Consider the following 26271-nt stretch of genomic DNA (forward strand, 5'->3'; position numbering starts at 1 on the left):
CGGGGAACTGGCGGCGCCCGAAGCGGGTTGAGACGCGAGGGAAATGTTCCCTCGCAGCTAAATAGTAATTACTCAACATACGGGCGAATCGACGTCAGCGCAATGGCAAGGACGGCCGTTGTCGTCAAATTGCCGCAATCAGGGACATGCGGATCTGATCACCTTGCCGTGAGGGCAGGGCGCTCGCCGGGTTTCGTCAGCCGGCCAGCCGGGTGTTGACGGCAAAGATCTCGCCATCGGCCACTGTCATGCCCTCGATGGTCGGGATCGACCGGTTGAACACGAACTGGCACGGGTTGGCGAAGCGGATGTCCCAGCCCCACTTGTGCAGCAGCTCCAGCAGCTGGCCGTCGATGAGGCGCGAATGGGTGCCGATGAACAGGTACTTCACCTTCTCGTTCATCAGGTCGCCCGCGCGGGACAGGATCTCGTATTCGGCGCCCTGCACATCGACATGCATGTAGTCGATGGTCCGCTCGCCCTTCAGCAGGCTTTCCAGCGAATAGGCGCGGATTTCCGTCGTCTCGTAGGCCATGCCACGATAGTCGGTGCTGTGGCTCGTCTCGCTGACGCGGCCACCGAAATCGACGGCGACGATGTTCTTGGGGAAATTCAGCGTCGTGTCGGTGTGCCAGACCGCGCCCTCATAGGTCGCGATGCTCACCCCGTCCTGACCGGCGAGGCCGTTGTAGGCCAGATGCGCCTGCATCAGCTTGTATTTCTCGCTGTCGGCCTCGACGGCGATCAGGCGGATGTCCTTGATGCCGAGACGCTTGCCGACGACGCCGGCTGCCGACACCCAGGGGCCCCAGCCCGCGCCGAACTCGGCGACGGTCAGGCTCGGCTGTGCCTTGCAGGCATCGATGGCGGTCAGCAGCGCCTGGTATTCGGCAGCGCCGGCAAACACGCTGTCGCCGGGGATCGGCAACTCGTCATAGACCTTGCCGGACAGGGCCGGGCCCTGCGGCAGGATGCTGGCCGCGGTCGAAACGCCAAGGAAGTTGACGAAGCGGCCATCCACAGCACGAAGGGCCTCTGCGGGAGCGCGATAGGTGCGGAAAAGCTCTTCAAGCGACATGCGGTGCGTCCGATCCGTCGTGGTGGTCTGATCGTCCCTGCGGGACAGCGGCAACCTCTTAGACCGGAATGCCGGATGGTTCAACTCGGCCCCACCCACGCGGGCGCAGCGCCAGTCACAGCCCGGGCAGTCCGTCTTCCGCCACTTGGCCTTGGGCCGGGCCAACCGGTGCACGCGGCGCGATCAGGCCAAGGATGAGTTCAGCGACGCGGCGCAGCTGGTCCATGTCCGGCGCAGGCTCCGGCGTCGCGACGGCCAGTCGCAGGAAGCCAAGCGCCAGCGCGATGCGGGCGTCCATCTCGGCTTCAAAGGGCGTGGCGATCAGGATCTGGCGCAGGGTCAGCCGCAGTCTTGCCTCGTGCTCAAGGGCCACAGTGCGCAAGGCTGTATGATCGCCGCTGGCGGTCAGGGCGATGCTGTAGGCCCGGCCCAGCGGTGTGCTTGCCAGAGGGGCAAGGCTTGTGGCGAGGCACCGGGTCAGGTCCTCGGCCGTGGCGCCATGGCTGCTGCCCCGCAGCACCGAGGCGCCGGGAAGGACGGCCAGGGCTGCGTCCAGCGCGCCGGCCAGCACCGCGGACTTTGCGCCCCAGCGCCGCGCGAGGGCCTGCTGGCTGGTGCCGGCGGCCCGGGCAATCCGCGCCAGCGAGGCCCTGTCCGGGCCATGGCTCCCCAGCTCCTCTAATGTTGCGGTCACGATGCGGGTGGTCAGTGCGGTCTGGCGGGGCCGTCCCCGGGCGGGTTCTGTCTCGATTACGGTCATGCCTGATACCGTAAATGTGGTTATGCCGCCGCGCAACCCTGTGCGGCCGCTTGTGTTTTGCTGAGAAGGCCGCCAATAACAGCGCCAAGGCATTGTCGCGATGCCATGGATCCCGGCTGGAAACGGCTCAAATTTCAGGAACTTGTCATGTCCGTAGACATTCAGACAGTGAAGCGGGTTGCGCGTCTGGCGCGCATCAAGGTCGACGAGGCGAGTGCGGCCCGCATGACCGGCGAACTCAACGCCATCCTCGGCTTCGTCGAGCAGCTGGACGAGGTCAACATCGACGGCATCGAGCCGCTGACCTCTGTCGTCGCCCAGACCATGAAGAAGCGCGCGGATGGCGTCACCGATGGCGGCTATCCGGAAAAGGTCGTCGCCAACGCGCCGGTCACCGAGGACAACTTCTTCGTTGTCCCGAAAGTTGTCGAATAAGCGGGCGAGGACCGAACCATGACCGATCTGACCAACCTGACCCTGGCCGACGCCCGCGACGGCCTCAAGGCCAAGTCCTTTTCCTCGGCCGAGCTGACCGAGGCTTTCCTCGGCGCCATCGAGGCCGCCAATCCGAAGATCAACGCCTATGTTGCAGTGACCGGCGACCAGGCCCGCGACATGGCCAAGGCCTCCGACGCGCGCCTTGCCAAGGGCGAGGGCGGCGCACTCGAAGGTCTGCCGCTGGGCATCAAGGACCTCTTCGCCACCAAGGGCGTGCACACCCAGGCCTGCAGCCACATCCTCGACGGCTTCAAGCCCGAGTACGAATCGACCGTCACGTCCAACCTGTGGGCCGATGGCGCGGTAATGCTCGGCAAGCTGAACATGGACGAGTTCGCCATGGGTTCGTCGAACGAGACGTCCTACTATGGCAACGTGGTCAACCCGTGGCGCAAGACCGGGTCTGACCAGGCGCTGGTTCCCGGCGGCTCCTCGGGCGGCTCGGCTGCCGCTGTTGCCGCCAGCCTCTGCCTTGGGGCCACTGCTACCGACACCGGTGGTTCGATCCGCCAGCCGGCCGCGCTCACCGGCACCGTCGGCATCAAGCCGACCTACGGCCGCTGCTCGCGCTGGGGCGTCGTTGCCTTCGCCTCGTCGCTCGACCAGGCCGGCCCGATCGCCAAGACCGTGCGCGACTGCGCCATCCTCCTGAAGTCCATGGCCTCCGTCGACCCGAAGGACACGACCTCGGTTGACCTGCCGGTGCCGGACTACGAAGCCGCGCTCGGCAAGTCCGTAAAGGGCCTGCGCATCGGCATTCCGGCCGAATACCGCGTTGATGGCATGCCGGCCGAGATCGAGGCGCTGTGGCAGCAGGGCATTGCCTGGCTGAAGGACGCCGGCGCCGAGATCGTCAACATCTCGCTGCCGCACACCAAATACGCGCTGCCGGCCTATTACATCGTTGCCCCGGCCGAGGCGTCCTCGAACCTTGCCCGTTACGACGGCGTTCGCTACGGCCTGCGCGTGCCGGGCAATGACATCGTCGACATGTACGAGAACACCCGCGCTGCCGGCTTCGGCTCGGAAGTGCAGCGCCGCATTCTCATCGGCACCTACGTGCTGTCGGCAGGGTATTACGACGCCTACTACCTCAAGGCGCAGAAGGTCCGCACCCTGATCAAGCGCGACTTCGACCTTGCCTTCGAAGCGGGCGTCGATGCGATCCTGACGCCGGCAACCCCGGACGCGGCCTTTGCGCCGGGCGAGATCACCGATCCGGTCGCCATGTACCTCAACGACATCTTCACGGTGACGGTGAACATGGCCGGCCTGCCGGGCCTGTCGGTTCCCGCTGGCCTGTCGGCCTCCGGTCTTCCGCTCGGCCTGCAGCTGATCGGCCGTCCCTTTGACGAGGAGACGCTGTTCCAGGTCGCCGAGGTGATCGAGAAGGCGGCTGGCCGTTTTACCGCCAGCCGCTGGTGGTAACAGCAAGGATCGAAGGCCCCGGCCATGACTGATGTGCAGACGCTTGTCATCGGTGCCGGGGTCGTGGGTCTTGCAAGCGCGCGGGCTCTGGCGCTTGCCGGCGATGAGGTCATGGTGCTGGAGCGCCACGGCCTCATCGGCTCGGAAACCAGCGCCCGCAATTCCGAGGTCATCCACGCGGGGATCTATTACCCGAAGGACAGTCTCAAGGCGCGGCTCTGCGTTGCGGGCCGCGACCTGCTCTACGCCTATGCCGCCGAGCGCGGTGTTGCTCATCGCCGGATCGGCAAGCTGATCGTTGCCGCCAATGCCGCGCAAGACGAGCGGCTGACGGCCATCGCCGCCGCTGCCGCAGCCAATGGCGTCCCGGATCTCACGCGCCTCACTCGGGCCGAGGCCCTTGCGCTGGAGCCGGAACTTGACTGCTGCTCAGCGCTCCTGTCGCCATCGACTGGGATCATTGACAGCCACGCACTGATGCTCGCGCTCCAGGGCGATCTGGAGGCTGCCGGTGGTCAGGTCGTGCTCAACACCGCTGTTGCCGCCATCGAAGCTGTGCCCGGTGGCTATGCCGTCGAGATCGCCGGGGAGGGGGGCTATCGGTTGACCTGTCAGCGGCTTGTCCTGTCGGCGGGTCTGGGCACGCGTCAGCTTCTGCCGGGCTTGGCCGGCTACCCAAAACTCCGCTTCGGTCTTGCCAAGGGCAACTATTTCCGCCTGTCAGGCCGGGCGCCGTTTTCGCATCTGATCTATCCCGTTCCCGAGCCCGGTGGCCTCGGCATCCACCTGACACTCGATCTTGGCGGCCAGGCCAGATTTGGCCCGGATGTGGAATGGGTCGAGACCGAGGACTATCGCGTCAACCCCGCCCGCCGGGACTTGTTCGAGGCGTCGATCCGGCAGTACTGGCCCGGTCTTCCGCCCGGCGCGCTGGAGCCGGACTACGCCGGCATCCGTCCCAAGCTGGGCGGTCCTGGCGATCCGGCCGAGGACTTCCGGATCGATGGTCCCGCGGTCCATGGGGCCGCCGGACTGGTGGTACTTGCCGGCATCGAATCGCCCGGCCTCACCTCGGCCTTGGCGATTGCCGGCGAAGTTGCCGCAAGGATTAACGAAGTTTAATCCAATCTTGGCGCAGTCCCCGAAATCCCGCCTCAATTGCCACCTAAATAAACCCTGACAGGTTGCGATAAGGCGGCTTGTTAACGGGTTGATGGTTCAACTCTCACCATGCGACAAAAATAATGAGGCCCGGTGTGCCGCGTTGCAGCATTTTGATGGACGAGAGGCCTAAGTCCCTCATATTATTGCCGCATAGCCATGCAGTCGAAAGAATGCGCATGGCTCCCCTACATCGCTGGTGTAACACCTCCTTCGGGCAGATGACGTGATCGACCGACGCAAGTTTCTTGTGACCAGTTCCCTGTGCCTTGGCGCTTTTTCCGGTGCCTTGCCACTTCTTGCCGGTCAAGCCAAAGCACAGCAACAGCCGGCCGCGCCGGCTCCGGCCCCTGCGGCACCCGCAGCCCCTGCCTATTCCTTCGACGAGATGGTCGAGCGGATGCGGGCCAAGGCGCGCGACGCCTATCAGGAAACGGTCATCGGCCTGCCGGACAAGTTCGCGCAGCTGGATTATGACCAGCACCGGGCGATCCGCTTCCGCTCGGACCGTGCCGTCTGGCGCAATGATGACCTTGGCTACGAAGTCCAGGCCTTCCATCCGGGTGGCCTCTACACCAAGCCGGTCCAGGTGTTCGAGATCGACGGCCCGGTGCTGCGCGAGATGCACTTCACCGGCGCGGATTTCGAATATCGCGAGCCGCTGGTTGCTGCCGACTATGAGGGCATCGACCTTCCAGGTGTCGCCGGGTTCCGGATGCATTATCCGCTCAACCGTCCCGACTACCGTGACGAGCTGATCGCCTTCCTTGGCTCGAGCTATTTCCGCGCGCTCGGCAAGGGCTCGATCTACGGCCTGTCCGCCCGTGGTCTGGCGATCGACACCGCCGCCGGCCGGCCGGAAGAGTTTCCGCGCTTCACCCGCTTCTTCATCGAGCGGCCGCAGCCGGGACAGAATTTCATCAAGATCTTCGCCGAGCTGGAGAGCGAGCGCGTCACCGGCGCCTATTCGTTCCGCATCACGCCGGGCATCAACACCGAGGTCGAGGTCGACGCGCGCATCTTCCTGCGCGGCGCGGTCGAACGCCTTGGCATTGCGCCGCTGACCTCGATGTATCTCTACGGCGAGAACGACAAGCTCGGCTTCGATGACTACCGCCCCGAGGTCCATGACAGCGACGGTCTTCTGATCCTGCAGCAGTCTGGCGAACGTCAGTGGCGGCCGCTGGTCAACCCGCGCAATCTGGCCCTGTCGTTCTTCACGGCAGAAAATCCGAAGGGTTTCGGGATCCTGCAAAGGGATCGCGACTTTGCCAGCTATCAGGACATGGAAGCGCATTATCAGCGCCGGCCATCTCTTTGGATCGAGCCCCTTGACGACTGGGGGCGCGGTCATGTCATGTTGGCGGAAATTCCATCGCAAAAAGAAATTCACGACAACATCGTCGCGTTCTGGATCCCCGATACCCGTGCGGAAGCGGGCTCGGAATACCGGTTCAGATACCGGATGTACTGGGGCCGTGAGCCTGAGCCGGGGACGGACCTGGCGCAGGTGCTTCACACGCGCGCCGGGCATGGCGGAACGGCTGCGTCGGACTACGACGATGCCTTGCGCAAGTTTGTCGTCGAGTTCAAGGGTGGGCCGCTGATGGGCCTGGGGTCTGACGCCGCGCTGGAGCCGCGCCTGTGGGTGCAGAATGCCAGCGTCCAGAACCCTGTGTTGCAGCAGGTTGAAGGCGGAAGCTGGCGCTATATCTTTGACCTGCTGCGCGAAGACGGCAGCCGGCCCTCGGAAATGACCCTGTCGCTGGCGCTTAACGGCAAGCCGGTGACAGAGACCTGGATGTACCAATGGAACCAAACGGTATGAGTGCAGTTGTTCTGAAAGACCTGGGGACTTCTGTGATGGACGACAACGTGGTTATGGCCCAGTCCGCCGATCCGTTTGCTGCTGGCCTGGCGTGTGCGCGCCAGCGCCTCAACCGTCCGGATCTGGATGACGCCTCGCTGATGGGCGCCCTGGCCTCGGCCATGGTCCATATCGGGGTGACCGGGTCTGTCGAGGACCTCTTGTCGGGCGGCGATGCGGCCCTGATCGCCGAGGTTGCTGCCTGCGCACCGCTGCCGCAGCCGCGCGTCGGCCTTGCCATGCCCGAGCATGACCTGCAGGGGCGGATGGATCTGTCCGCGTCGAGCTTCCGGGCTTTCCTGCGCGGGCTGATCGGTCCTCGCTCGTCTGTCGGAGGCTGACATGATCGGAACCGGGGAGGGCCGCTTCGCGGTCGCCGTCCGGCGGATCGGAGCCATCGTGCTGGCGGCGACCATGACGGTTGCCGCCGCTTCCATGTTTGGCACCGTGGTCCAGTCCGATGGCTTTGACTGGGTCGATATCCTGCGCGTCAGCCTCATCGTGCTGACAGCCTTCTGGCTCGCCTGGGGCGCCTGTACCGCCATTCTCGGCGTGCTGTTCAATCCGCCGCCGGTCGCCACGCTCAACGGCCGCCCGACCCAGCGCACGGCCATCCTCGTTCCGGTCTACAACGAAGACACCGGTCCCGTCTTTGCCCGGATCGCGGCCATGTACCGTTCGATCGAGCAGGCCGGCTACGGTGACCTCTTTGACTTTCATGTCCTGTCCGACAGCACGCGCGCTGCCAGCGTCGCGGCGGAGGAGGAGGCCTATCGCGCCGCGCTGATCCAGCTCAAGGCCGGCGGACGGCTCTACTACCGCAACCGCACCCAGAACATCGGCCGCAAGGCCGGCAATATCGCCGACTTCATCCGCACCTCTGGCGGAGCCTACGAGTTCATGCTCGTGCTCGACGCCGACAGCCTGATGCGCGGCGACACGATCATTGAAATGGTGCGCCGGATGGAGGCCGATCCGAAGCTCGGTCTGCTGCAGTCGCTGCCGCAGGTGATCGGCCTCAACACCCTGTTCGGCCGTGTGCTGCAGTTCTCCGCCGCGTTCTACTCGCCCGTCTTCACACGCGGCGTGGCGGCCCTCCAGGGCACGGAAGGCCCGTTCTGGGGCCACAACGCGCTCATCCGTGTCCGCGCTTTCGCCGAGTCCTGTGGCATGGCTTCGCTGTCGGGCAAGCCGCCCTTTGGCGGACACATCCTCAGCCACGACACGGTCGAAGCGGCGCTTTTGGCGCGCGACAACTGGACCGTCCGTGTGGATCCGGATCTTGGCCATTCCTTTGAGGAAGCCCCGGCCAACGTGGTCGCCTATGCCAAGCGTGACCGGCGCTGGTGTCAGGGCAACCTGCAGCATGCGCGCCTGATCACCGCGCCGCACTTCCGGATGTGGAGCCGCATTTCCATCGTCCAGGGCATCTTTGCCTATCTTTCGTCGCCGATCTGGCTCGCCTTCATCGTTGCCTCGCTCGCCGCGCCGCATTTTGCCCCGCCGCCGGTCTACTTCGATGCGCGCTCACCGTTCCCGGTGTTCCCGCATCCGGAGACCACCACGGCGCTGGCGTTGCTCTTCGGCGTCGTCGCGCTCCTGATCCTGCCCAAGGCCATCCTGCTCGTGCGTGCGCTCATCCGCGGCGATGCGAAATACTTCGGCGGTCCGGTGATGGTGACGCTGAGCGCCGTCTTGGAACTGGTGATCACCTCGCTGCTGGCGCCGATCCACATGATGTTCCAGAGCCGCTCGGTGATGCAGATCATGTTCGGCGGGGATTCCGGCTGGCCGGCGGCCGACCGGGCCGATGGCTCGCTGTCCTTCGGCTCCAGCTTCATGGCCACCTGGTGGATGAGTGCCGGCGGGATCGCCGCGCTGGCCTTTGCCGTCGAATACACGCCGGACCTGCAGTACTGGCTGATGCCGATCGCCGTGCCGCTCATCATCGCGCCGCTGCTGGTGTTCTTCACCTCGTCCGTCGCCGTTGGCCGTGCCTTCCGCGCCATGGGCCTGTTCCTGACGCCCTACGAGCTGCAGCCGGACGAGGTCATCCTCGAAATGCGCCGCCAGCTCGGCGAAGCCGAACGCGAGCCGGAGGAAACCGCCAAGGCCGCCTGAGAACCGCCGCTGCCGGGATGATATCGGCAGACGCCACGTCCTTCTCTCAACGGTCATCCCCGCCTCGTGCGGGGATCCATGCAGCCTCACCATCGTCATCCTCGGCCTTGTGCCGAGGATCTACGCAAATCAATGATTTGAAGATGGTCGGGACCAACCCGACCATGACGACAGAGAAAAAAGCCTTCTTTGCGACCAACACCAGGGCCGGAGCATCGCTCCGGCCTTGTCTGTTTGCCTAGCGGTTGTTCAGCTGGCTGCGAACTCGTGTCAGTCTGAGGCCTGAGATACGCTCCGGCCTTGAGGACATCGGTCCGTCCGCAAGTCCGTCCCTCAGCGGTCATCCCCGCCTCGTGCGGGGATCCATGTAGCCTCGCCATGGTCCGGGACGCATTTTTGGCGCTGAACCTCGTCGGCTGGATCCCCGCACAAGGCGGGGATGACGTCCTGTATATGCAGAGATCGGATCAGGGACCAAGTCGCCGTCGTTGACCACAAGGCCAGTTCCCCAAGGCCGGAGCATCGCTCCGGCCTTGTCTGTTTGCCTAGCGGTTGTTCAGCTGGCTGCGGACGCGGGTCAGTCCGAGGCCGGTGATCCGGTAGGGGCCGCCATTGCGCGAGGCAACGAGGCGGCGGCGTTTGAGTTTCTGGAACAGGGGCAAGGGGCAGCCGTTCCAGTGCCACCCTTCACGAGTGACGACACAGGCGTGCGACAGCCGGCCGGTGTCATCACGGTCGATGAGAATATGGCCGCCCTGAGCCAGCAAGTGCAGCACTCGCTGTTCCGACTTAGAAATGTCCATGGATGCATCATTCCGAATGCGCAGGAAAATGGGCGCAGCGCCGCACTCGCAAGCGAGCGCCCGCGTTCATGTTGCCCGATCTGTGGACCGGGCCTGATCAGGCCTCGGACGTGCTGCGCATAAAAACTCCTGAATGTGCCCCTCAGTCTTGCCACAGCCGGTCCAGACGGGCAAGGGCAGTCGAACCTGTGAGAAAACGCCGCAAGCTGCCGCAGATACTCGCCAAAAAGCCGGGGAAGGGCTATTGAGGGGACATGACTGGAACAGAAGACACTTGGGCGAGCCTGATCGGCCTCGCTGGCCTCCTCAATCCCGTGGCCCTGCTGATCGGCGCCGCGCTTGGCTGGTATGCCGATGCCAGGGTGAAGATCGGCGTCGCCGCCTTTGGCGCGGCCTGTCTGTCATTGGTGATCGACGCGGCCATGCGCATGTCCGGCGCGCCGCAGTTTGCCCCGGAAGTTGGCGCTTTGGCAGCGTTTCCGTTCCGCTTCCTCGGTGCAGGGATTGCGGGCGCACTGATCTACATGCTGCGCGGCATCCTGCGTCCGCGCAGCTGATACCGCCCCGGGTCAGCCGCGCGATTGCCAGGTCTTGAACAGGTCCTGGTTCGGGCAGAGCTCCGGTGCAGCTTCGGCGCCGTCCTGATGCGCGTCGAGCCAGTGACGGCAATCCTCCGAGCGGTCACAGCCCATGCAGCGCGAGGCGGCGAGGCGGATTTCAGATGCGCCCACATGCCCATGCGCGCCCTGCATGGCTCCAATCGTCCGCATCATGCGGCCCATCAGTTCGGCCCGTTCGTTCAGCCGATCCATCCAGCTCATGTGCAACGTCTCCTTTGCCCTGCGGGATTTGCAGGGTCCCATGGCACCACGATGGCTGCTTTGCCGGTGTCATGCCTTGACCCTGATCAAGACCCGGCAAACAATACGGCAACGCAGGATTGGTCGGTTCGTGACTGGATCGCAGGAAGGGGCAGGCCGTGGCAGTGGACTTGAGGTCACCAGCATCCGGATCCGCAGCCGGGCCAGCGACGGCCCAGCCTGCGTCGTCCGATGCGTCGGCGGCGCTGTCGGCCCTGCCAAAGGGCACGGTCCTCGGCGGCCGGGTTATGCCCTCGCCAGCCGGCGAGCCCATGCGCCTCTCGGTGCCCGGCGGATCGCTCACCGTTGCCACAGACACGCCGCTGCCCCCCGGAACGCCTGTCCGGATCGAGATCGCTGAAACCACACCGCAACTGCGGCTGACCGTCAGCGTGGATGCAAATGCCCTGGCGCAACGCCCCTCCGGCACCGCTGGTCCCGTCAATCCGGGCCAGCTCGCCGCCTTTCTCGGTGGATCTCCTGCATCGCCAGCAGATTCGCTGGCCGACACGCCGTCCGCCTTGCCCCGGCCGCCCGCTGGTTCCGCACCGCTGCCCACGCCGCTGCTCGGAGCCGGCGTTCCGCCATCCCCTACTGCCCCCGCCACCAGCTCGCCACCAGCTGCGCCTCCGGCAGGCGCTTCAGCTGCCTCCGGTGGTCAGGCTGCCCTCGTGACACGCCAAAGCGTTGCGACCGCCCTCGCCAGTCTCGCGGCCAGCGCTCCAACCAGCTCTCAGCCGCCGTCGTCAGCACCCGGCCAACCCGCACCCGCCACGCCAGCACCGGCTGGCCCTGCGAGTGCCAATGCCCCGAACAGTGCCCCAATAACTTCCCCTATAAGCACGCCTGGCGGTGCGGTGACCGGTTCTACTGCTGCACCACAGTCAGCACCGGTCGCAGGCGGCGCATCTGCTGCTCCCAGTGTAGGCGGAGCCGCGTCCACCGCACCTGTTCCAGCGTCCGTGCCCTCCGGAGCGCCCGCATCCGGTGCTTCAGTGACGCCGTCCGGTGCCGCAGGCTCCGGATCGCCAGCCTTGCCCTCCAGCGCTTCCCCCTCGACCGCGCCTATCCCGCCACCCGCCAGCTCGGGGCAGGGGCAGCCCGTGCCGTCCACGGCTCCAGCCAGCGTCTCTGCCGGCCCGGCGACCGCCGCTTCTGTTGCGACAGCGGCAAGCCCGGCTGCCGTATCACCCGCAGCGACGCACTCAAGCCCACCGGTTTCGCAGCCGCCCACCTCTGTGCCATCCGCACCGGGCGCGGCCCAATCCTCTGGCCTCGCCGCGCCGCTGCCTTCGGGGGCAGTGGCCGGGGCCGCGACCGTGGCAGGACCACAGGCAACGCCGTTGCCCGGCAGCTCGCCAGCTGCGTCGCAGGCGCAACCCGCCGCCACCGCGCCTGTCCCTGCAGGTCCGTCGGCTGCGGCAGCATCGTCCGCCGCCCCGGTGCCCACGCCCGCAAGCCTCTCGGCCGGTGCCGCCCAGACGACCAGCGCCCAGCCAGCGCCCGCAACCTCCGGAGCCGCCACGGCCGCTGGCAACGGCCCGGCCGCGCCCGGTCCTGCACCCGCGTCGGCCCCTCGCGCGGAACCGGCCGCAGGCGCAGCAGCTGCAGCCGCGCCTCGGACCGCTGCCGTCTCCGCCAGCACGCCGTCCTCTGGCCTCCCGGCTGCCAATCCGGCAGCAGACACCGCGCGTCTGGCATCCTTGCCCCGCCTTCCTGCTAGGCCAAAAGCTGGAACAGGCCATGGGGCAGGTGCTGACCTTGCTCGACAGCCCCGATGCGGCGAGCCTGCCCGACCGGTTGCGTCCGCTCACCGAGACCTTGCGCGCGCTGCGCTTGCCGGTCGAGGCCGCCACCGATCCGGCCGCCCTGCGCAACGCGGTTGAGGCCGTCGCCGGGCTCCTGGTGCCGCGCGGCGCGCAACCGGGCACAGCCACCCGTGGCCCGGCCGATGGCCTGCGCAATCTGTTCCTGACCCTCGCCGGCCTCGTCGCCGATGACCAGATGAGCGCCTCAACGCCCTCTGCCGCTAAGCCCGGTGGCTCCGCCACGCCCCGGCCGGACCCGCAGGCGACCGGCGAGCGCCTGACGCCAGGCGAGGCAACGCAGCTGGCGCGCAGCACCGGCGAACAGGCACAGACCCAAGGCACGCTCGCCCGTCTTGCGAGGGCGCTGGATGACACGCTGCTGCAGGATATCGTCCGCCAGCAGGGCGGGGGCCGGGCTGCCGGTTCCGCCGAGAGTGCGCCCCTGCCGCAGCCAGCGGGCAAGGGTGCCGATCTCACGCTCAACGTGCCGCTGCTGGTTGGCGGCGAGACCCGCCTGCTTTCGCTTGCCATTGGCCGGGAAGGCGGCGGGCAGGGTGGATCGGCGGCCGGTCCTGCCGAGTGGCGGCTGCGGTTTGCCCTGGCGCTGCCCTCGACCGGGCCCGTCGAGGCCGCCGTCAGCCTGCGCGGCCGTTCCATTGCCGTGGTGCTGCGGGCGGAGCAGCCGGAAACCGTCACCGCGCTTCAGGGCTTGCAGGAAACCCTGTCGGCGCTAATGGCGGAGGAGGGACTGGACCTTGCCGGCCTGCAGATCCTCAAGGCTCCGTCCTCGCGCGGCCAGCTGGCGGATACCCTGTCATGAGCCTCAAGCTGCCACCTTCCCGACAAGGCCCCGTTGCGGCCCCGCGTCTGGCCGTGGCGCTGAAATATGACCGGCAGGGTGCCCCCACCGTGACGGCCAAGGGACGCGGCGCGGTTGCCGAGCGCATCGTCGCGGCCGCCCGCGAGGCCGGGGTGCCGATCGAGGCCGATGCCATTCTCGCCGAGGCCTTGTCCGGGCTGGAGCTTGACGAGGAAATCCCGGCCGAGCTGTATCAGGCGGTTGCCGTGCTGATCGGTTTCATCCTGCGCAGCGGCCAGTCGCCCCATCCTCCGGCCGCTTGACGCCGATGCCCCCGGCCGCGCAACGTGATTTCGCCGCCATGCCCTTTCCCCCTCTTGCAGGGGAGGCAATTCCCGTCTAGGCAACAGAAGACCGCGCCTGCCCGGACGGCCTCCTCCGGACCGGGCCCGTGCCGTGGCCCGGATCCGAGTGGATAACTCTGGCTTGCCCGTTTCGGCCTGGATGCCGTGACTGGCAAGTTCCGATTGGCATGTGAACAGGATTTGAGACGAGATGACGATTGTCGAGGCACGTACGCCCGATCCGAAAAAATTCATCAAGGGAGCAACCGGCGACTGGGAAGTCGTGATCGGCATGGAAGTCCATGCCCAGGTCACCTCCGCCGCCAAGCTGTTCTCCGGTGCCTCGACCGAATTCGGCAAGGATCCCAATTCCAACGTCAGCCTCGTTGATGCGGCCATGCCGGGCATGCTGCCGGTCATCAACGAGGAATGCGTCGCCCAGGCCATCCGCACCGGACTGGGTCTGAAGGCCCAGATCAACCTCAAGTCCGTGTTCGACCGGAAGAACTATTTCTATCCGGACCTGCCGCAGGGCTACCAGATCTCCCAGTTCAAGCAGCCGATCGTCGGCGAGGGCAAGATCGTCCTCGACATGCCGGACGAGCAGGTGGTTGTCGGTGTCGAGCGTCTCCATCTGGAGCAGGACGCGGGCAAGTCGCTGCATGACCAGCATCCGACCATGTCCTTCGTCGACCTCAACCGTTCGGGCGTCGCGCTGATGGAGATCGTCTCCAAGCCGGACCTGCGCTCCTCGGACGAGGCCAAGGCCTATCTCACCAAACTGCGCATCATCCTGCGCTATCTGGGCACCTGCGATGGCAACATGGACCAGGGCTCCATGCGTGCCGACGTGAACGTCTCCGTCCGCCGTCCGGGCGAAGGCTTCGGCACGCGCTGCGAGATCAAGAACGTCAACTCCATCCGCTTTGTCGGTCAGGCCATCGAGTATGAAGCCCGCCGCCAGATCGCGATCCTCGAGGATGGCGGTTCCATCGACCAGGAAACCCGTCTCTACGACGCGGTGAAGGGCGAAACCCGGTCCATGCGCTCCAAGGAAGAGGCGCATGATTACCGTTACTTCCCCGATCCGGACCTCTTGCCGCTCGAGTTCACGCAAGAGTATGTCGACGAACTGGCTGCGCATCTGCCGGAGCTTCCGGACGACAAGAAGGCACGCTTCGTCGCCGACTATGGCCTGACGCCCTATGACGCGGATGTTCTCGTGGCTGAAAAGGTTTCTGCCGACTTCTTCGAGCAGGTTGCCAAGGGCCGGGATGCCAAGCTTGCCGCCAACTGGGTCATCAACGAACTGTTCGGCCGCCTCAACAAGGAAGGCCTGACGCTGGAGACCAGCCCGGTGTCCGCCGCCCAGCTCGGCGGCATCATCGACCTCATCAAGTCCGACACCATCTCCGGCAAGATCGCCAAGGATCTGTTCGAGATTGTCTGGACCGAAGGCGGCGATCCGGCTGCCCTCGTCGAAGCGCGCGGCATGAAGCAGGTCACCGACCTCGGCGCCATCGAGGCCGTGGTTGACGAGATCATCGCCGCCAACCCGGACAAGGTCGCCCAGGCCCGCGAAAAGCCGACCCTGCTCGGCTGGTTCGTCGGCCAGGTGATGAAGGCAAGCCAGGGCAAGGCCAATCCGCAGGCCGTCAACGACCTGCTGAAGGCCAAGATCGGCATCGAATGAACCGTCAGGGCCCGGCCGTCACGGCCGGGCCCTGACGACAACAATGGTCCGTCGGGGGCAAGACGGATCATCAGGAACACCTGTGGGGCTGGGAGAGGGCGCAGCGTTGGCTGCGTTTGAGACCTGATGACTGCTGTCCGCCCGAACGACAGCCATGAGCCGTCCCGTCGCAACGGGATTGGCCCTGCCTCCGTGCCAGAGGCAGACGTGACCGCTGCAGGCGGATCCTGGCTGACCCGGCCCATGGCCGTCCTGACGCTCGTCCTTGTCTGGGCGCTGGCCCATCTTCTGCTGCGCGGCCTGTCATCCTCTGTCATCGGCACCGATGACATGATGGAGAACGTGTTTCTCCAGACCCTTGAGGCCGGCTACAGCCTGCGCCAGCCGCCGTTGTACGAGTGGCTGCTCTGGCCGCTGCAGCAGCTGACCGGACCGACGATCTGGTCCTTCCTGATCCTGAAATACGGGCTGGTCCTGGCCGCCTGCGCCTGCCTTCTGGCTCTGGCGCGTCTGGCCATGCCGCCCCTCACCGCAGCCTTCTGCGTCCTGTCCTTCTCCGCGCTGTACCAGTTCGGCTGGAACCTGCACGAGGGCGTCACGCACACGCTGGTTCTTGTGCTGGCCTGCGCCGCGACCACGCTGGCGCTGGTCCGGGCGCTGCTGCGCGGCGGCACTGCCGCCTATCTGCTGCTCGGGCTCGCCATCGGGGCGGGGCTCTTGTCGAAGCATTCTTTCCTGCTTTTCGCCGCGGCCCTGGCGCTGGCGGTCATCAGCGACCGGTTCTGGCGCAGCCGTCTGTCAGCGAAAGGCCTTGCGCTCTCGGCCTGTGTCGCCGCGCTCTGCTACGCGCCCTATCTCATCTGGCTGCTCGATCAGCCACGTGGCCTCGTCGGGGCCAGCACGGCGGTTCTGGTGACAGGAGAGGCAACAAGCCACGCGGCCCGGTCCGCGCTCGGCCTTGCGCGTCTTGGCTGGAGCCTCTTCGGCTTTTCCATGCCGTTCCTCGTGCTGGTGCTGGCCCTGTTCTGGCGCGAAGTTGCCCCGGGCCGACCGGAAGGCGGCGACCCGTTGTCCGCCCGCGCGGCGGTTGCACGGCTGTGCGGCCGCACGGTGCTCTTTGCCATCGCGATTGCTGCCGTCGCCATCCTGGTCAGCGGGGCGACCTATGTGAAGGAACGGCACATGCACCCGGTGCTGCTGCTGCTGCCGGTCTGGTTGTTCGCGCGCATTGGTGTGTCCGAGCCGCAGCGCTTCCGGCGTTTGGGCATGGTGTTGCTGGCCTTGGCCGTTCTGGCGTTCCTGATCCGCGTTCCTGGCCTCGTCGCACCCGAGCGGGCCTTCTGCGGCGGGGTTTGCCGGCACATGAAGCCCTATGATGCGCTGGTGCCGGATCTCGCCGAACTTGGGCCGGACCGGGCGACCCTCATCGGTGATGATGACTACACGGCGGGTAATCTGCGGGCGCTGTTCCCCGGCGCACGCATTGTTGGCCCGTCCTGGCGTCCGCCGACGCCGCCGCGCGAGATCTGCCTCCTCGTCTGGGAGGCCGGTGACGGTGCCCTGTCCCTGGCAAGCAGCGATGTTCTCGCCCGGTTCCCCAGGTTGCCAGTTCAGGATCTTGCCGCCGCGCCGCGGGCCATTGCCGCCGGCTGGCCGCATCCCTGGAAGGACGACGCCCACCGGGTCACCACCTTCGGTGTCGCCGAGCTGGTGCCGTCGTCGTCATTCTGTCACTGAGCTGTGACACCAGTCCGCACCGCTTCAGCACTGGGGTGGACCGACACGAGGCATCCAGAGAGCATCATGGTCAGTGAGGATTATCCGATCGTTCCGGCAACCGAGGCGCATTTGCCCGAAATCCTAGCTCTGATGCAGGCCGGAGCCGTCGGTGCCCGCGTCGGCATGGAGGTGGACGACGTTGCCGTCTATCGTCCGGCCTTCGAGCGGATTGTTGCTGCGCCCGAGACTGCGCTTTATGTCGTGCTCGATGCCCGGGATGGCAGCGTTGCTGCCACGTATCAGCTCACTTTCAGCCTCGGCCTCGGCTTTCGCGGACAGCCCCGCGCGATTGTCGAAAGCGTCCATACCCGGGCGGATCTGCGCGGGCAGGGGATTGGTGCGCGGATGATGCAGCACGCCGAGGCGCTGGCGAGGGCAGAAGGCTGCTGCATGGTCCAGCTCACCTCGAACAAGCTGCGCAAGGATGCCCACCGCTTCTACGAGCGGCTCGGTTTCGAGCAGAGCCACTTTGGCTTCAAGAAAATGCTCTGAGCCGTTCCGTGCGGTCGCCGCTTGAACTTGACCGGATGCCGGCCTAATTTATCGGTCATCTACGATGAATGGATCGGCACCCCGGCTGGTCCTCACGACCAGCGGAGCCTTGCATGTCCGTCACCCAGACCCAGCCGATCGAACTGCACTACTGGCCGACGCCGAACGGCTGGAAGATCTCCATCCTGCTTGAGGAACTGGGCGTGCCCTATGACCTCAAGCTGGTCGACATCGGCAAGGGTGACCAGTTCAAGCCCGAGTTTCTCGCCATCGCGCCGAACAACCGCATGCCGGCGATTGTCGATCCGGAAGGGCCGGGCGGCGCGCCGATCTCCGTATTCGAATCTGGTGCGATCCTGCAGTATCTCGGCCGCAAGTTCGGCCAGTTCTATCCGGCGGACGAGCGTGGCCGGGTCGAGGTCGAGGAATGGCTGATGTGGCAGATGGGCGGCTTTGGCCCGATGCTGGGTCAGAACCATCATTTCCGGATCTACGCGCCGGAAAAGATCGAATACGCCATGACGCGCTATCTCAACGAGACGCACCGTCTCTATGGCGTTCTCAACAAGCGCCTTGAGGGCCGCGACTATGTCGCCGCCGGCCAGTACACAATCGCCGACATGGCGATCATCGGCTGGGCCCAGGGCTGGGAACGCCAGGGCATGGATCTCGAGGAATTTCCGAATGTGAAGGCCTGGAAGGCCCGGCTTGAGGCCCGTCCTGCCGTCCAGCGTGGTCTGGCAGTTGGCCGTGAGGAGCGCGAGAAGTTGCAGCTGGCCGACAACAAGGATGCGCAGAGCGTCCTCTTCAACCAGCGCGCCCGCTGAGGCGGATCGCTTGGATGGGACGGCGCGCCCATGGCGCACCGTCGTACATCGATAATCAGCGCTGGCGCGCCTTGCGGTTGGCGTAGCGCCGGTCGCGTTCGGCCTTGCGGGCCGCTTCATCTTCCATGACCCGCGAGGCCAGGTCCAGCTTGGCCTTTTCCCGGGCTTCGGCTTCTTCGCGCGAGGCAGCTTCTGCGGCTGCCGAAAGGGCTGCCGCTTCCGCGTCGGCCTGTTCCTGTGCGGCGCGCTTGGCGGCGTCGCGTTCGGCGCGGCGTTGATCGCGCGCGGTGGCGACAGCCAGCCGCTCGGCCTGGCGCTCGAGGCGGGTCGGTTCAGCAGCTTCCCGGGCGGCGCGATGGGCCTCGACGAGCTTCAGGCGTGCGTCGGCGGCCGCAACGCTGCGGTCGGAAAAGTCGCTGCTTCTGGTTTTCTTCAATGGGAATATCCGGATCCGGAGTTGGGGCAAGCGAAACTCAGGGCTTCGCGTGTTTCTTGGCAGCGGCCGTGGCCGCAGTCCTGGCTTGGTCTTCCGCTTCCTTGGCGATGCGGGCCTGTTTCAGAGCCATCGTCTTCTCGTTGCGGGCCTGCACCATCAGGTCGATTTCCTCGACAGCGCGGCTTTTGACGCGGACATTGGCCTGGGTCGCTGCCTGCGCGCCAGTCTGGGTTCCATTCTGGGCCTTGGCGAAGGCGATCTCGGCCTGTTGGCGGAGCTTGCTTTGCTTTTCAGTCATCGTGGTCCACCTCGCACAGGGTTTTGCGATCAGAGGTAATAAAAAAGGCCAGGCTTGTGGCCTGACCTTTATCGGTGTCATGCTTTCAACAGTGCCAGTACATCCGTGGTCAATGGAAAGCAGTCTCCGTATCAGGCTGCCTGAATGTTGCAGGCCGACATCTTGCCCGACTTGTTGTCGCGCTCCATGTCGTAGCTGACTTTCTGGCCTTCGACGATTTCGCGCAGGCCGGAGCGCTCAACTGCCGAGATATGCACGAAGGCATCCGGGCCGCCGTTGTCCGGCTCGATGAAACCGAAACCCTTGGTGGCGTTGAACCATTTAACTGTGCCAGTGGTCATGATGAACCCTTTCATAGCATTGGGAGTGCCGGGGCGCAGACGCGCCACGGATTGGGATAGCGATTTTGAAAGGGAGATAGTTCAGAACGCGGTGCCACTCGCGTAATAACTTAAGACCGGCAAACAAATATCGACAACACTTAGATAGAAGAATTTGGCGAGAATGTCAATCTGCGGTTTTGTCTATTTTGGAAATTCCGCAAGAATTCAATTTTTGATCGAAATATTTGCCCGGTCTGCGGGATGTTTTTTCGCCCTGCCAGCGACCGGAAAACCTGTTCGCACCGGTGAAAAAACAGCGCCTGTCCTGTGCAGGATCAGGCGCGGGCAGGGTGGTCCGGACCGGTCAGCTGCGACCGGTCCGCTAGCTTGTCCGGCGTGGTTACTTCACCCGCGTCCAGGTCTCGCCCTTGCACAGCAGACCACCCATGACGCAGCCTTCCAGCTTCAGCTTGTCATTGCCGTCCATCTGGATGAAGCCGGTGTAGGTCTCGCCGTCTTCCGCGTTGTAGACCTTGCCCTTCCACTGGCCGTCCTTGCCCGTGGGCTTCATGCCCAGCACCGTCTGGCTGCCCAGCAGCGGGCGGCTGCGCTTGGATGCGTCGGGGTTCTTGTCGTCGTTGCGCGGATCCTTAAGCCACACCAGCGTGCCGCAGATGGCATCGCCGCAGGGGGCGATCTTGATGCGTGAGGTTCCGGTTGGGCGGGCCCATTCGCCCTTGGCATCGGCCGCGGCGGCGGGACCCGCCGGCAGGATCAGCGCCGCGGCTGCGGCCAGCAAAAAGGCAAAGGCCAGGCCGCGACGGCCTGTCCGGACAGAATTGGTCATGCGTATCTCCTCCCAAGGGTAGTTCCCTTAACGCAAAGGGAAGGCTACGCCCTTTGCTTGCAGCTGAAAAGCCGTGTCGTAAGGGAAGGGAAGATCGATTTACGCAGCAGGCGCCGCCGTGCTGCCGCGCACCACCAGGTCAACCGGCAGCAGCGTGTCGTCCATCGCCGTCTCGCCCTTCAGCCGGGCGAGCAACCGTTCGGCGGCCAGCCGCCCGATGTCATGGCGCGGCTGGCGGATCGTGGTCAGCGGAGGCGACATGTGCGCCACCAGCTCGATGTCGTCGAAGCCGACGACCGAGACATCCTCCGGCACCTTCAGCCCGTGCCGCTGCACCTCGCCGATGAAGCCGCAGGCCATCGGATCGGAGGCGAAGAACATCGCCGTCGGCCGGGTCGCTGCCGGTTGCGCCAGCCAGGTCACCGCCGCCTCGCGGCCGGAACTGAGGCTGAAATCGCCGATGTGCAGGTCGGCAGGGGCCAGTAGCAGCCCTTGCGCGGCGAGCGCGTCCTGCGTGCCTGCAATACGCGCCTCGGTCAGCACGTTGCCGCGCGGCCCGCTGACATGGCCGATGCGCCGGTGTCCAAGCGCGACCAGATGATCAATGGCCAGTCCGGCCGCCGCCCGGTTGTCGATCTTCACACGCGGCGCGGCCAGTCCCGGGATCCATTCGCAGGCCACCACCACCGGCACCTTGCCCTTCAGCTCCTCCGCTGGCAGCCGTCCGTCCAGCGCGATCAGGCCGTCGGCCCGGCCGGGCTCAGCATAATCGATCAGCGCCTGCGCGCTGGTTCGGCAGGTGTCGGCAACCAGCAAATTGTAGCCGGCTTCCCCCAGCACGGCGGCAATGCCGGACAGGATTTCGGAGAAGAACGGGTTGGCGAGGTTCGGCACCAGCGCCACGATGCTGCCGGTGCGTCTATGCCGCAGGTTGCGGGCGGCGAGGTTCAGCCGATATCCGGTTGCACGGATCGCCTCCTGCACGGCCTCGCGTGTGTCCGAGCTGACGAGATCCGGATTGCTCAGCACGCGGCTCACCGTAGCAGTCGAAACCCCGGCAACACGGGCTACGTCACTGATTTTCGGCCTGTTTGTTCTCATGATCCTGTCTTACGACGCCTGCGGGGTGGGCTCAATCAAAAAAATTGCGTAAAAATTGTCCTTGCAAACGATTACATTTGCATAATACCGTTCATGCAAACGATTACATTGTGCAGTGCACAGCACGCAATCGCTCAGGGAGGAGCAGATGCGGACACTCAAGGGGCCGGGCCTCTTTCTCGCCCAGTTCGCGGGCGATGCCGCGCCATTCAATTCATGGGGTGCGATCACCCGCTGGGCGGCGGACTGCGGCTATGCCGGCGTCCAGGTGCCGACGCTCGATGCCCGGCTGATCGACCTCGACAAGGCCGCTGCCTCGAAGGGCTATTGCGACGACTGGGCCGGCCAGGCGCGCGACAACGGCGTCGAGGTGACGGAGTTCTCCACCCATCTGCAGGGCCAGCTGGTCGCCGTGCATCCGGCCTATGACACGCTGTTCGACGCCTTCGCGCCGGAGGCCCTGCGCGGCCGGCCGGCGGCGCGCACCGAATGGGCCGTGGAGCAGGTGAAGAAGACGCTCACCGCCTCGCGTCACCTCGGGCTTTCGGCGATGGCCTCCTTCTCCGGCGCGCTCGCCTGGCCCTATGTCTATCCCTGGCCGCAGCGCCCGGCGGGGCTCATCGAGGAAGCCTTTGACGAGCTCGCCCGCCGCTGGCGGCCGATCCTCGACCATGCCGAGGACTGCGGCGTCGACATCGCCTACGAGATCCACCCGGGCGAGGACCTGTTCGACGGCGACACCTACGAGATGTTCCTCGATCGGGTCGGCGGCCATGCCCGCGCCTGCATGCTCTACGATCCGTCGCATTACGTGCTGCAGGCGCTCGACTATCTCGACCACCTCGACATCTACGGCGAACGCATCCGCATGTTCCACGTCAAGGATGCGGAGTTCAATCCGACCGGCCGCAAGGGCGTCTATGGCGGCTACCAGTCCTGGGTCAACCGCGCCGGCCGCTTCCGCAGCCTCGGCGATGGCCAGATCGACTTCGGTGCGATCTTCTCCAAACTCGCCGCGATGGATTTCCCCGGCTGGGCCGTCGTCGAGTGGGAATGCTGCCTCAAGCATCCCGAGGACGGCGCCCGCGAGGGAGCCGCCTTCGTGCGCGATCACATCATCCGCGTCACGGAGCGGGCCTTCGACGATTTCGCCGCCGCCGGCACCGACCGGGCCGCGAACCGCCGTATCCTCGGACTGGAGGGCCGTTGATGCGTCCGATCCGGCTTGGTATGGTGGGCGGCGGGCAGGGGGCCTTCATCGGCGCCGTGCACCGCATGGCCGCGCGCCTTGATGGCGCCTTCACGCTGGTCGCCGGCGCGCTCTCGTCGGCGCCAGACCGGGCCCGCGCCTCCGGCGCCGAGCTAGGCCTCGATCCGGCCCGCACCTATACGAGCTTCGAGGAGATGGCGAAGCGCGAGGCCCGGCTCAAGGACGGCATCGAGGCGGTGGCGATCGTCACGCCCAATCACCTCCACGCAGAACCGGCGATTGCCTTCCTGCGCCGCGGCATCCACGTCATCTGCGACAAGCCGCTGACCGCGACCATGGCCGAGGCAAAGCAGCTTGCACGGGCGGCGGAAAAGTCCGGCGCGCTCTTCATCCTCACGCACAATTACACCGGCTATCCGATGGTACGGCAGGCTCGCGCCATGGTTGCGGGCGGCGAAATTGGCCAGCTGCGCCTCGTCCAGGTCGAATATGCCCAGGACTGGCTCACCGAGCGGGTGGAGGCGACCGGCTCCCGGCAGGCCGAGTGGCGCACCGACCCGGCTCGCTCCGGCCAGGGCGGCGCGCTCGGCGACATTGGCACCCATGCCTTCAACCTCGCCGCCTTTGTCACCGGCGAGGATCCTGCGGCCCTCTCGGCGGATCTTTCCAGCTTCGTGCCCGGCCGTCCGCTCGATGACAACGCCCACATCCTGCTGCGCTATGCCTCGGGTGCGCGCGGCATGCTCTGGGCCAGCCAGGTGGCACCGGGCAACGAGAATGGCCTGCGCCTGCGCGTCTATGGCGACCGCGGCGGACTGGAATGGAGCCAGGAAGAGCCGAACCGCCTCTGGTTCACGCCCTTCGGCGAGCAGAAGCGGCTCATCACCCGGGGCGGGGCGGGCGTGCTTACCCCCGCAGCCCGCGTCACCCGCGTGCCAGCTCGACCACCCGGAAGGGTATCTCGAGGCCTTCGCCACGCTCTACCTCGAGGCCGCGCGGGCCATCCACGCCCGCCACGCCGGGGCCGGATCAGGGACTGGGACCGTGCCCGACCCCGCCGTCACCTATCCGACGCTGGACGATGGCCTCAAGGGCATGCGCTTCATCGCTGCCGCCGTTGCCTCGTCGAAGCGCAACGCCGCCTGGGTGTCGCTGTGAGCGCGGCTGCCGCCCCGGCCCCGGACCAGGCTCCAGCTCCGGTGCTGGCTCCGGTTCTGGCCTTGTCCGGCGTGCGCAAGAGCTTCGGCCCGATCGAGATCCTGCACGGCATCGACTTCGACCTTCGCGCTGGCGAGGTTCATGCCCTCATCGGCGAGAACGGCGCCGGCAAGTCGACGATCATGAAGATCCTCGGCGGTTATCTCGCGCCGTCATCGGGTTCCGTTTGTCTTGATGGACATGAAACGAACTTTTCCGGCGGCGCGGAGGCGGAGGCGCGCGGCGTCGTCGTCATCCATCAGGAGTTCAACCTCGCGCCGGACCTGACCGTCGCCCAGAACATCTGGCTCGGGCGCGAGCGCGGCGGCTTCTTCCTTGACCATGCCGCCATGCGCGCCGACACAGCCCGCCTGCTGGCCGACCTTGACTGCGCGGTCAGTCCGGACGCCCGCATCCGGGACCTGCCCGTCAGTGACCGCCAGATGGTCGAGATCGCCAAGGCCCTGTCGCGCAAGGCCCGCGTCCTCATCATGGACGAGCCCTCGGCCGTGCTCACTCACCGCGAGGTGGCCGTGCTGTTCCGCCAGATCGAGCGCCTCAGGGCAGCGGGAACCGCGATCCTCTACACCTCGCATCGTCTCGACGAGGTCAGTCATCTCGCCGACCGCATCACGGTGCTGCGCGACGGTGCCGTCGTCCGCCGGGCTGTCCGGGGCGAGCTCACCGAGGATGGCATGGCCACCGCCATGGTCGGCCGCGACCTGTCTGACATCTTCCCGCCGCGCCGCAGCACCTTCGGCGATGTGGTGCTGGAGCTGGAGCGCTTCAGCGTGCCGCCGCTGGTGAGCGACGTCAGCCTGAGCCTGCGCCGGGGCGAGGTCCTGGGCATTGCCGGCCTCGTCGGCTCCGGCCGCACCGAGCTTGCTGAAGGCATCGCTGGCCTGCGCTCCCATTTCGGCACGGTCCGGCGCAACGGGCAGCCCGTGTCGCTGTCGACGCCCCGCTATGCCACCGCTCACGGCATTGCCTATCTCACCGAGGACCGCAAGGAGCGCGGGTTGCTGCTCGGCAAGAGCTTGCGCGAGAACCTCACCTTGTCCGCGCTCGAGCGCTTCGGGTCGCTGCTGGTGTCGCGGGACCGTGAGGAGGTCGCCCTCGACGCGGCCATCCGCGACTTCGACATTCGCGCCCCGCGCCGGGACATGAAGGTGGGCAACCTCTCTGGCGGCAACCAGCAGAAGCTCCTGCTCGCCAAGACCCTGCTGCCCGGCCCCGAGGTGATCCTGATCGACGAGCCGACGCGCGGCATCGACATCGGCACCAAGAGCCAGATCTACGCCTTCATCGACCGGCTCGCCCGCGAGGGGCGCAGCGTCATCGTCATTTCCTCCGACATGCCCGAAATCCTCGGCCTGTCCGACCGGGTGCTCGTGATGCGGCAGGGCCGCGTTGCAGGCGAACTCGCGGGCGAGGGCATCAGCGAGACCGCCGTGGTGCGGCTCATCATGGGCACATCCGCCTCCCGCTCCAGCGAGCCAGCCAGCGAGCCTGTTCATGTCTGACGTCACCCACGCCCCTCAGGCCGCCCGTTCGCCCGGTTTTGCCCGCTTCAGCCTGTCGGCGCTCGGGCCGCTGGCGGCGCTCATCGTCCTGGTGATCGCCGGGGCACTGCTCAACGACAATTTCCTGTCGGCCGGCAATATCACCAACGTGCTCGCCCGGTCCGCCTTCATCGGCATGATCGCCGTCGGCATGACCTTCGTCATCACCTCCGGCGGGCTCGACCTGTCCGTCGGCTCCATGGCGGCCTTCATCGCCGGCATGATGATCCTCGCCATGAACGCGCTGGTGCCGGTGCTCGGTGTCGGTGTGCCGCTGGTGCTGGCCGGCATGGCGGTTGCCATCGCCGTCGGTCTTCTCGCCGGGCTCGGCAATGGCCTCCTCATCACCCGGGCCGGCATCGAGCCCTTCATCGTCACCCTCGGCACCATGGGCATCTTCCGCTCGCTGGTGACCTGGATCGCCGATGGCGGCACGCTCAGCCTCGACTTCGCCGCCCGCCAGTTCTACCGGCCTGTCTATTACGACGGTCTTTTCGGCATCGCCTGGCCGATCCTGGTCTTTGCGCTGGTGGGCATCCTCGGCGAAATCGCCATGCGCCACATGCGCTTCGGCCGTTACTGCGAAGCAATCGGTTCCAATGAAAAGGTTGCGCGCTACTCGGCCGTCAACGTCGCCCAGGTGCAGCTGATGACCTATGTGGTGCTCGGCCTTCTGGTGGGCCTTGCCACCATTCTCTATGTGCCGCGCCTTGGCTCGGCCTCGGGCTCGACCGGCCTCCTGTGGGAGCTGGAGGCGATTGCCGCCGTGATCATCGGCGGCACGGCCCTCAAGGGCGGCTACGGCCGCGTCTGGGGCACGGTCGTGGGCGTCATCATTCTCAGCCTCATCGACAACATTCTCAATCTGGCCGACCTGGTCTCGCCCTATCTCAACGGCGCGATCCAGGGGGTCATCATCGTCCTCGCTGTGGTTCTGCAGCGGGGCAAGGGATCCGCCGAAGGGCGGTGATAAAGCAAG

General features: G+C 66.1%; 26 protein-coding genes. 16 read left to right on the top strand and 10 right to left on the bottom strand.

Features of this window, described 5'->3' with window-relative positions:
• Positions 1-196 precede the first annotated feature (196 nt).
• Entirely contained in the window at positions 197-1078 is an 882-nt protein-coding gene (locus OVA12_RS08165) for an FkbM family methyltransferase (RefSeq protein ID WP_268136149.1), read from the bottom strand.
• A gap of 115 nt (positions 1079-1193) precedes the next feature.
• Positions 1194-1838 carry a TetR/AcrR family transcriptional regulator gene (locus OVA12_RS08170; protein ID WP_268136150.1) on the bottom strand — a complete coding sequence of 215 codons (645 nt, stop codon included), beginning with the start codon at positions 1836-1838 and terminating at the stop codon, positions 1194-1196.
• Between the two features lie 147 nt (positions 1839-1985).
• Here OVA12_RS08170 and gatC point away from each other — a divergent pair, with 147 nt between their 5' ends.
• The 6 genes from gatC to mdoH all read left to right on the top strand — a co-directional run bounded on the left by gatC (position 1986) and on the right by mdoH (position 8913).
• Positions 1986-2273 carry an Asp-tRNA(Asn)/Glu-tRNA(Gln) amidotransferase subunit GatC gene (gene gatC, locus OVA12_RS08175; protein WP_268136151.1) on the top strand — a complete coding sequence of 96 codons (288 nt, stop codon included), beginning with the start codon at positions 1986-1988 and terminating at the stop codon, positions 2271-2273.
• 18 nt (positions 2274-2291) lie between these two features.
• Positions 2292-3764 (top strand): Asp-tRNA(Asn)/Glu-tRNA(Gln) amidotransferase subunit GatA, encoded by a 1473-nt coding sequence (gene gatA / locus OVA12_RS08180; RefSeq protein ID WP_268136152.1) that lies wholly within the window; start codon positions 2292-2294, stop codon positions 3762-3764.
• Positions 3765-3788: 24 nt separating this feature from the next.
• A complete protein-coding gene (locus OVA12_RS08185) occupies positions 3789-4886 on the top strand; it encodes an NAD(P)/FAD-dependent oxidoreductase (RefSeq protein WP_268136153.1) in 1098 nt (365 codons plus the stop codon).
• A 265-nt stretch (positions 4887-5151) separates the two neighbouring features.
• Positions 5152-6753, top strand: a complete 1602-nt coding sequence (locus OVA12_RS08190) for a glucan biosynthesis protein (RefSeq protein ID WP_268136154.1) — start codon at positions 5152-5154, stop codon at positions 6751-6753.
• A 35-nt stretch (positions 6754-6788) separates the two neighbouring features.
• Positions 6789-7133 carry a hypothetical protein gene (locus tag OVA12_RS08195; protein WP_268136155.1) on the top strand — a complete coding sequence of 115 codons (345 nt, stop codon included), beginning with the start codon at positions 6789-6791 and terminating at the stop codon, positions 7131-7133.
• 1 nt (position 7134) lies between these two features.
• Complete coding sequence (gene mdoH, locus OVA12_RS08200; RefSeq protein ID WP_268136157.1) at positions 7135-8913, top strand: glucans biosynthesis glucosyltransferase MdoH; 1779 nt, start codon at positions 7135-7137, stop codon at positions 8911-8913.
• Positions 8914-9458: 545 nt separating this feature from the next.
• Here mdoH and OVA12_RS08205 read toward each other — a convergent pair.
• Positions 9459-9716, bottom strand: coding sequence for a YjhX family toxin (locus OVA12_RS08205; protein ID WP_268136159.1), 258 nt, complete (start codon positions 9714-9716; stop codon positions 9459-9461).
• 254 nt (positions 9717-9970) lie between these two features.
• Between OVA12_RS08205 and OVA12_RS08210 the strand changes: the two genes are divergently transcribed.
• Entirely contained in the window at positions 9971-10273 is a 303-nt protein-coding gene (locus OVA12_RS08210) for a phosphatidylglycerophosphatase (RefSeq protein WP_268136161.1), read from the top strand.
• Between the two features lie 12 nt (positions 10274-10285).
• Here the strand turns inward: OVA12_RS08210 and OVA12_RS08215 are convergent, their stop codons facing one another.
• Positions 10286-10537 carry a DUF6455 family protein gene (locus tag OVA12_RS08215; RefSeq protein ID WP_268136163.1) on the bottom strand — a complete coding sequence of 84 codons (252 nt, stop codon included), beginning with the start codon at positions 10535-10537 and terminating at the stop codon, positions 10286-10288.
• Between the two features lie 772 nt (positions 10538-11309).
• Positions 11310-12221 (bottom strand): hypothetical protein, encoded by a 912-nt coding sequence (locus tag OVA12_RS08220; RefSeq protein ID WP_268136165.1) that lies wholly within the window; start codon positions 12219-12221, stop codon positions 11310-11312.
• 98 nt (positions 12222-12319) lie between these two features.
• On the opposite strand from OVA12_RS08220, the gene fliK reads away from it, so the two are divergent.
• The 6 genes from fliK to OVA12_RS08250 all read left to right on the top strand — a co-directional run bounded on the left by fliK (position 12320) and on the right by OVA12_RS08250 (position 18318).
• Entirely contained in the window at positions 12320-13204 is an 885-nt protein-coding gene (gene fliK / locus OVA12_RS08225; protein WP_268136167.1) for a flagellar hook-length control protein FliK, read from the top strand.
• Complete coding sequence (locus tag OVA12_RS08230) at positions 13201-13506, top strand: EscU/YscU/HrcU family type III secretion system export apparatus switch protein (RefSeq protein WP_268136169.1); 306 nt, start codon at positions 13201-13203, stop codon at positions 13504-13506. The genes fliK and OVA12_RS08230 overlap by 4 nt, the downstream gene beginning before the upstream one ends.
• Before the next feature lie 232 nt (positions 13507-13738).
• Complete coding sequence (gene gatB, locus OVA12_RS08235) at positions 13739-15220, top strand: Asp-tRNA(Asn)/Glu-tRNA(Gln) amidotransferase subunit GatB (RefSeq protein WP_268136171.1); 1482 nt, start codon at positions 13739-13741, stop codon at positions 15218-15220.
• 126 nt (positions 15221-15346) lie between these two features.
• Positions 15347-16957 (top strand): glycosyltransferase family 39 protein, encoded by a 1611-nt coding sequence (locus OVA12_RS08240; protein ID WP_268136173.1) that lies wholly within the window; start codon positions 15347-15349, stop codon positions 16955-16957.
• A 66-nt stretch (positions 16958-17023) separates the two neighbouring features.
• Positions 17024-17491: a GNAT family N-acetyltransferase gene (locus OVA12_RS08245; protein ID WP_268136175.1), complete on the top strand. Its 468-nt coding sequence runs from the start codon at positions 17024-17026 to the stop codon at positions 17489-17491.
• Positions 17492-17604: 113 nt separating this feature from the next.
• Positions 17605-18318: a glutathione binding-like protein gene (locus OVA12_RS08250; RefSeq protein ID WP_268136177.1), complete on the top strand. Its 714-nt coding sequence runs from the start codon at positions 17605-17607 to the stop codon at positions 18316-18318.
• 55 nt (positions 18319-18373) lie between these two features.
• On the opposite strand, the gene OVA12_RS08255 is transcribed toward OVA12_RS08250, so the two are convergent.
• The 5 genes from OVA12_RS08255 to OVA12_RS08275 form a co-directional block, all read right to left on the bottom strand.
• Positions 18374-18754, bottom strand: a complete 381-nt coding sequence (locus OVA12_RS08255; RefSeq protein ID WP_268136179.1) for a DUF6481 family protein — start codon at positions 18752-18754, stop codon at positions 18374-18376.
• A gap of 37 nt (positions 18755-18791) precedes the next feature.
• The gene (locus OVA12_RS08260) at positions 18792-19052 is read right to left on the bottom strand and encodes a hypothetical protein (RefSeq protein ID WP_268136181.1); all 261 of its coding nucleotides are present in this window, start codon (positions 19050-19052) and stop codon (positions 18792-18794) included.
• 131 nt (positions 19053-19183) lie between these two features.
• Entirely contained in the window at positions 19184-19393 is a 210-nt protein-coding gene (locus OVA12_RS08265) for a cold-shock protein (RefSeq protein WP_268136183.1), read from the bottom strand.
• A gap of 382 nt (positions 19394-19775) precedes the next feature.
• The gene (locus tag OVA12_RS08270; RefSeq protein WP_268136185.1) at positions 19776-20222 is read right to left on the bottom strand and encodes a DUF2147 domain-containing protein; all 447 of its coding nucleotides are present in this window, start codon (positions 20220-20222) and stop codon (positions 19776-19778) included.
• A 99-nt stretch (positions 20223-20321) separates the two neighbouring features.
• The gene (locus tag OVA12_RS08275) at positions 20322-21323 is read right to left on the bottom strand and encodes a LacI family DNA-binding transcriptional regulator (protein ID WP_268136187.1); all 1002 of its coding nucleotides are present in this window, start codon (positions 21321-21323) and stop codon (positions 20322-20324) included.
• Between the two features lie 148 nt (positions 21324-21471).
• Here OVA12_RS08275 and OVA12_RS08280 point away from each other — a divergent pair, with 148 nt between their 5' ends.
• Genes OVA12_RS08280 through OVA12_RS08295 form a run of 3 tightly spaced genes read left to right on the top strand, consistent with a single transcriptional unit; the run spans position 21472 to position 26262 of the window.
• Positions 21472-22533 (top strand): sugar phosphate isomerase/epimerase family protein, encoded by a 1062-nt coding sequence (locus OVA12_RS08280; protein WP_268136189.1) that lies wholly within the window; start codon positions 21472-21474, stop codon positions 22531-22533.
• On the top strand, positions 22533-25253 hold the full coding sequence (locus tag OVA12_RS23980; protein ID WP_442793823.1) for an ATP-binding cassette domain-containing protein: 2721 nt from the start codon (positions 22533-22535) through the stop codon (positions 25251-25253). The genes OVA12_RS08280 and OVA12_RS23980 overlap by 1 nt, the downstream gene beginning before the upstream one ends.
• Positions 25246-26262, top strand: a complete 1017-nt coding sequence (locus OVA12_RS08295) for an ABC transporter permease (protein WP_268136191.1) — start codon at positions 25246-25248, stop codon at positions 26260-26262. Before OVA12_RS23980 ends, OVA12_RS08295 begins: the two co-directional genes overlap by 8 nt.
• Positions 26263-26271: the final 9 nt, after the last annotated feature.

Source organism: Pannonibacter sp. SL95, from assembly GCF_026672425.1.
In the GTDB taxonomy this organism is placed as follows: domain Bacteria; phylum Pseudomonadota; class Alphaproteobacteria; order Rhizobiales; family Stappiaceae; genus Pannonibacter.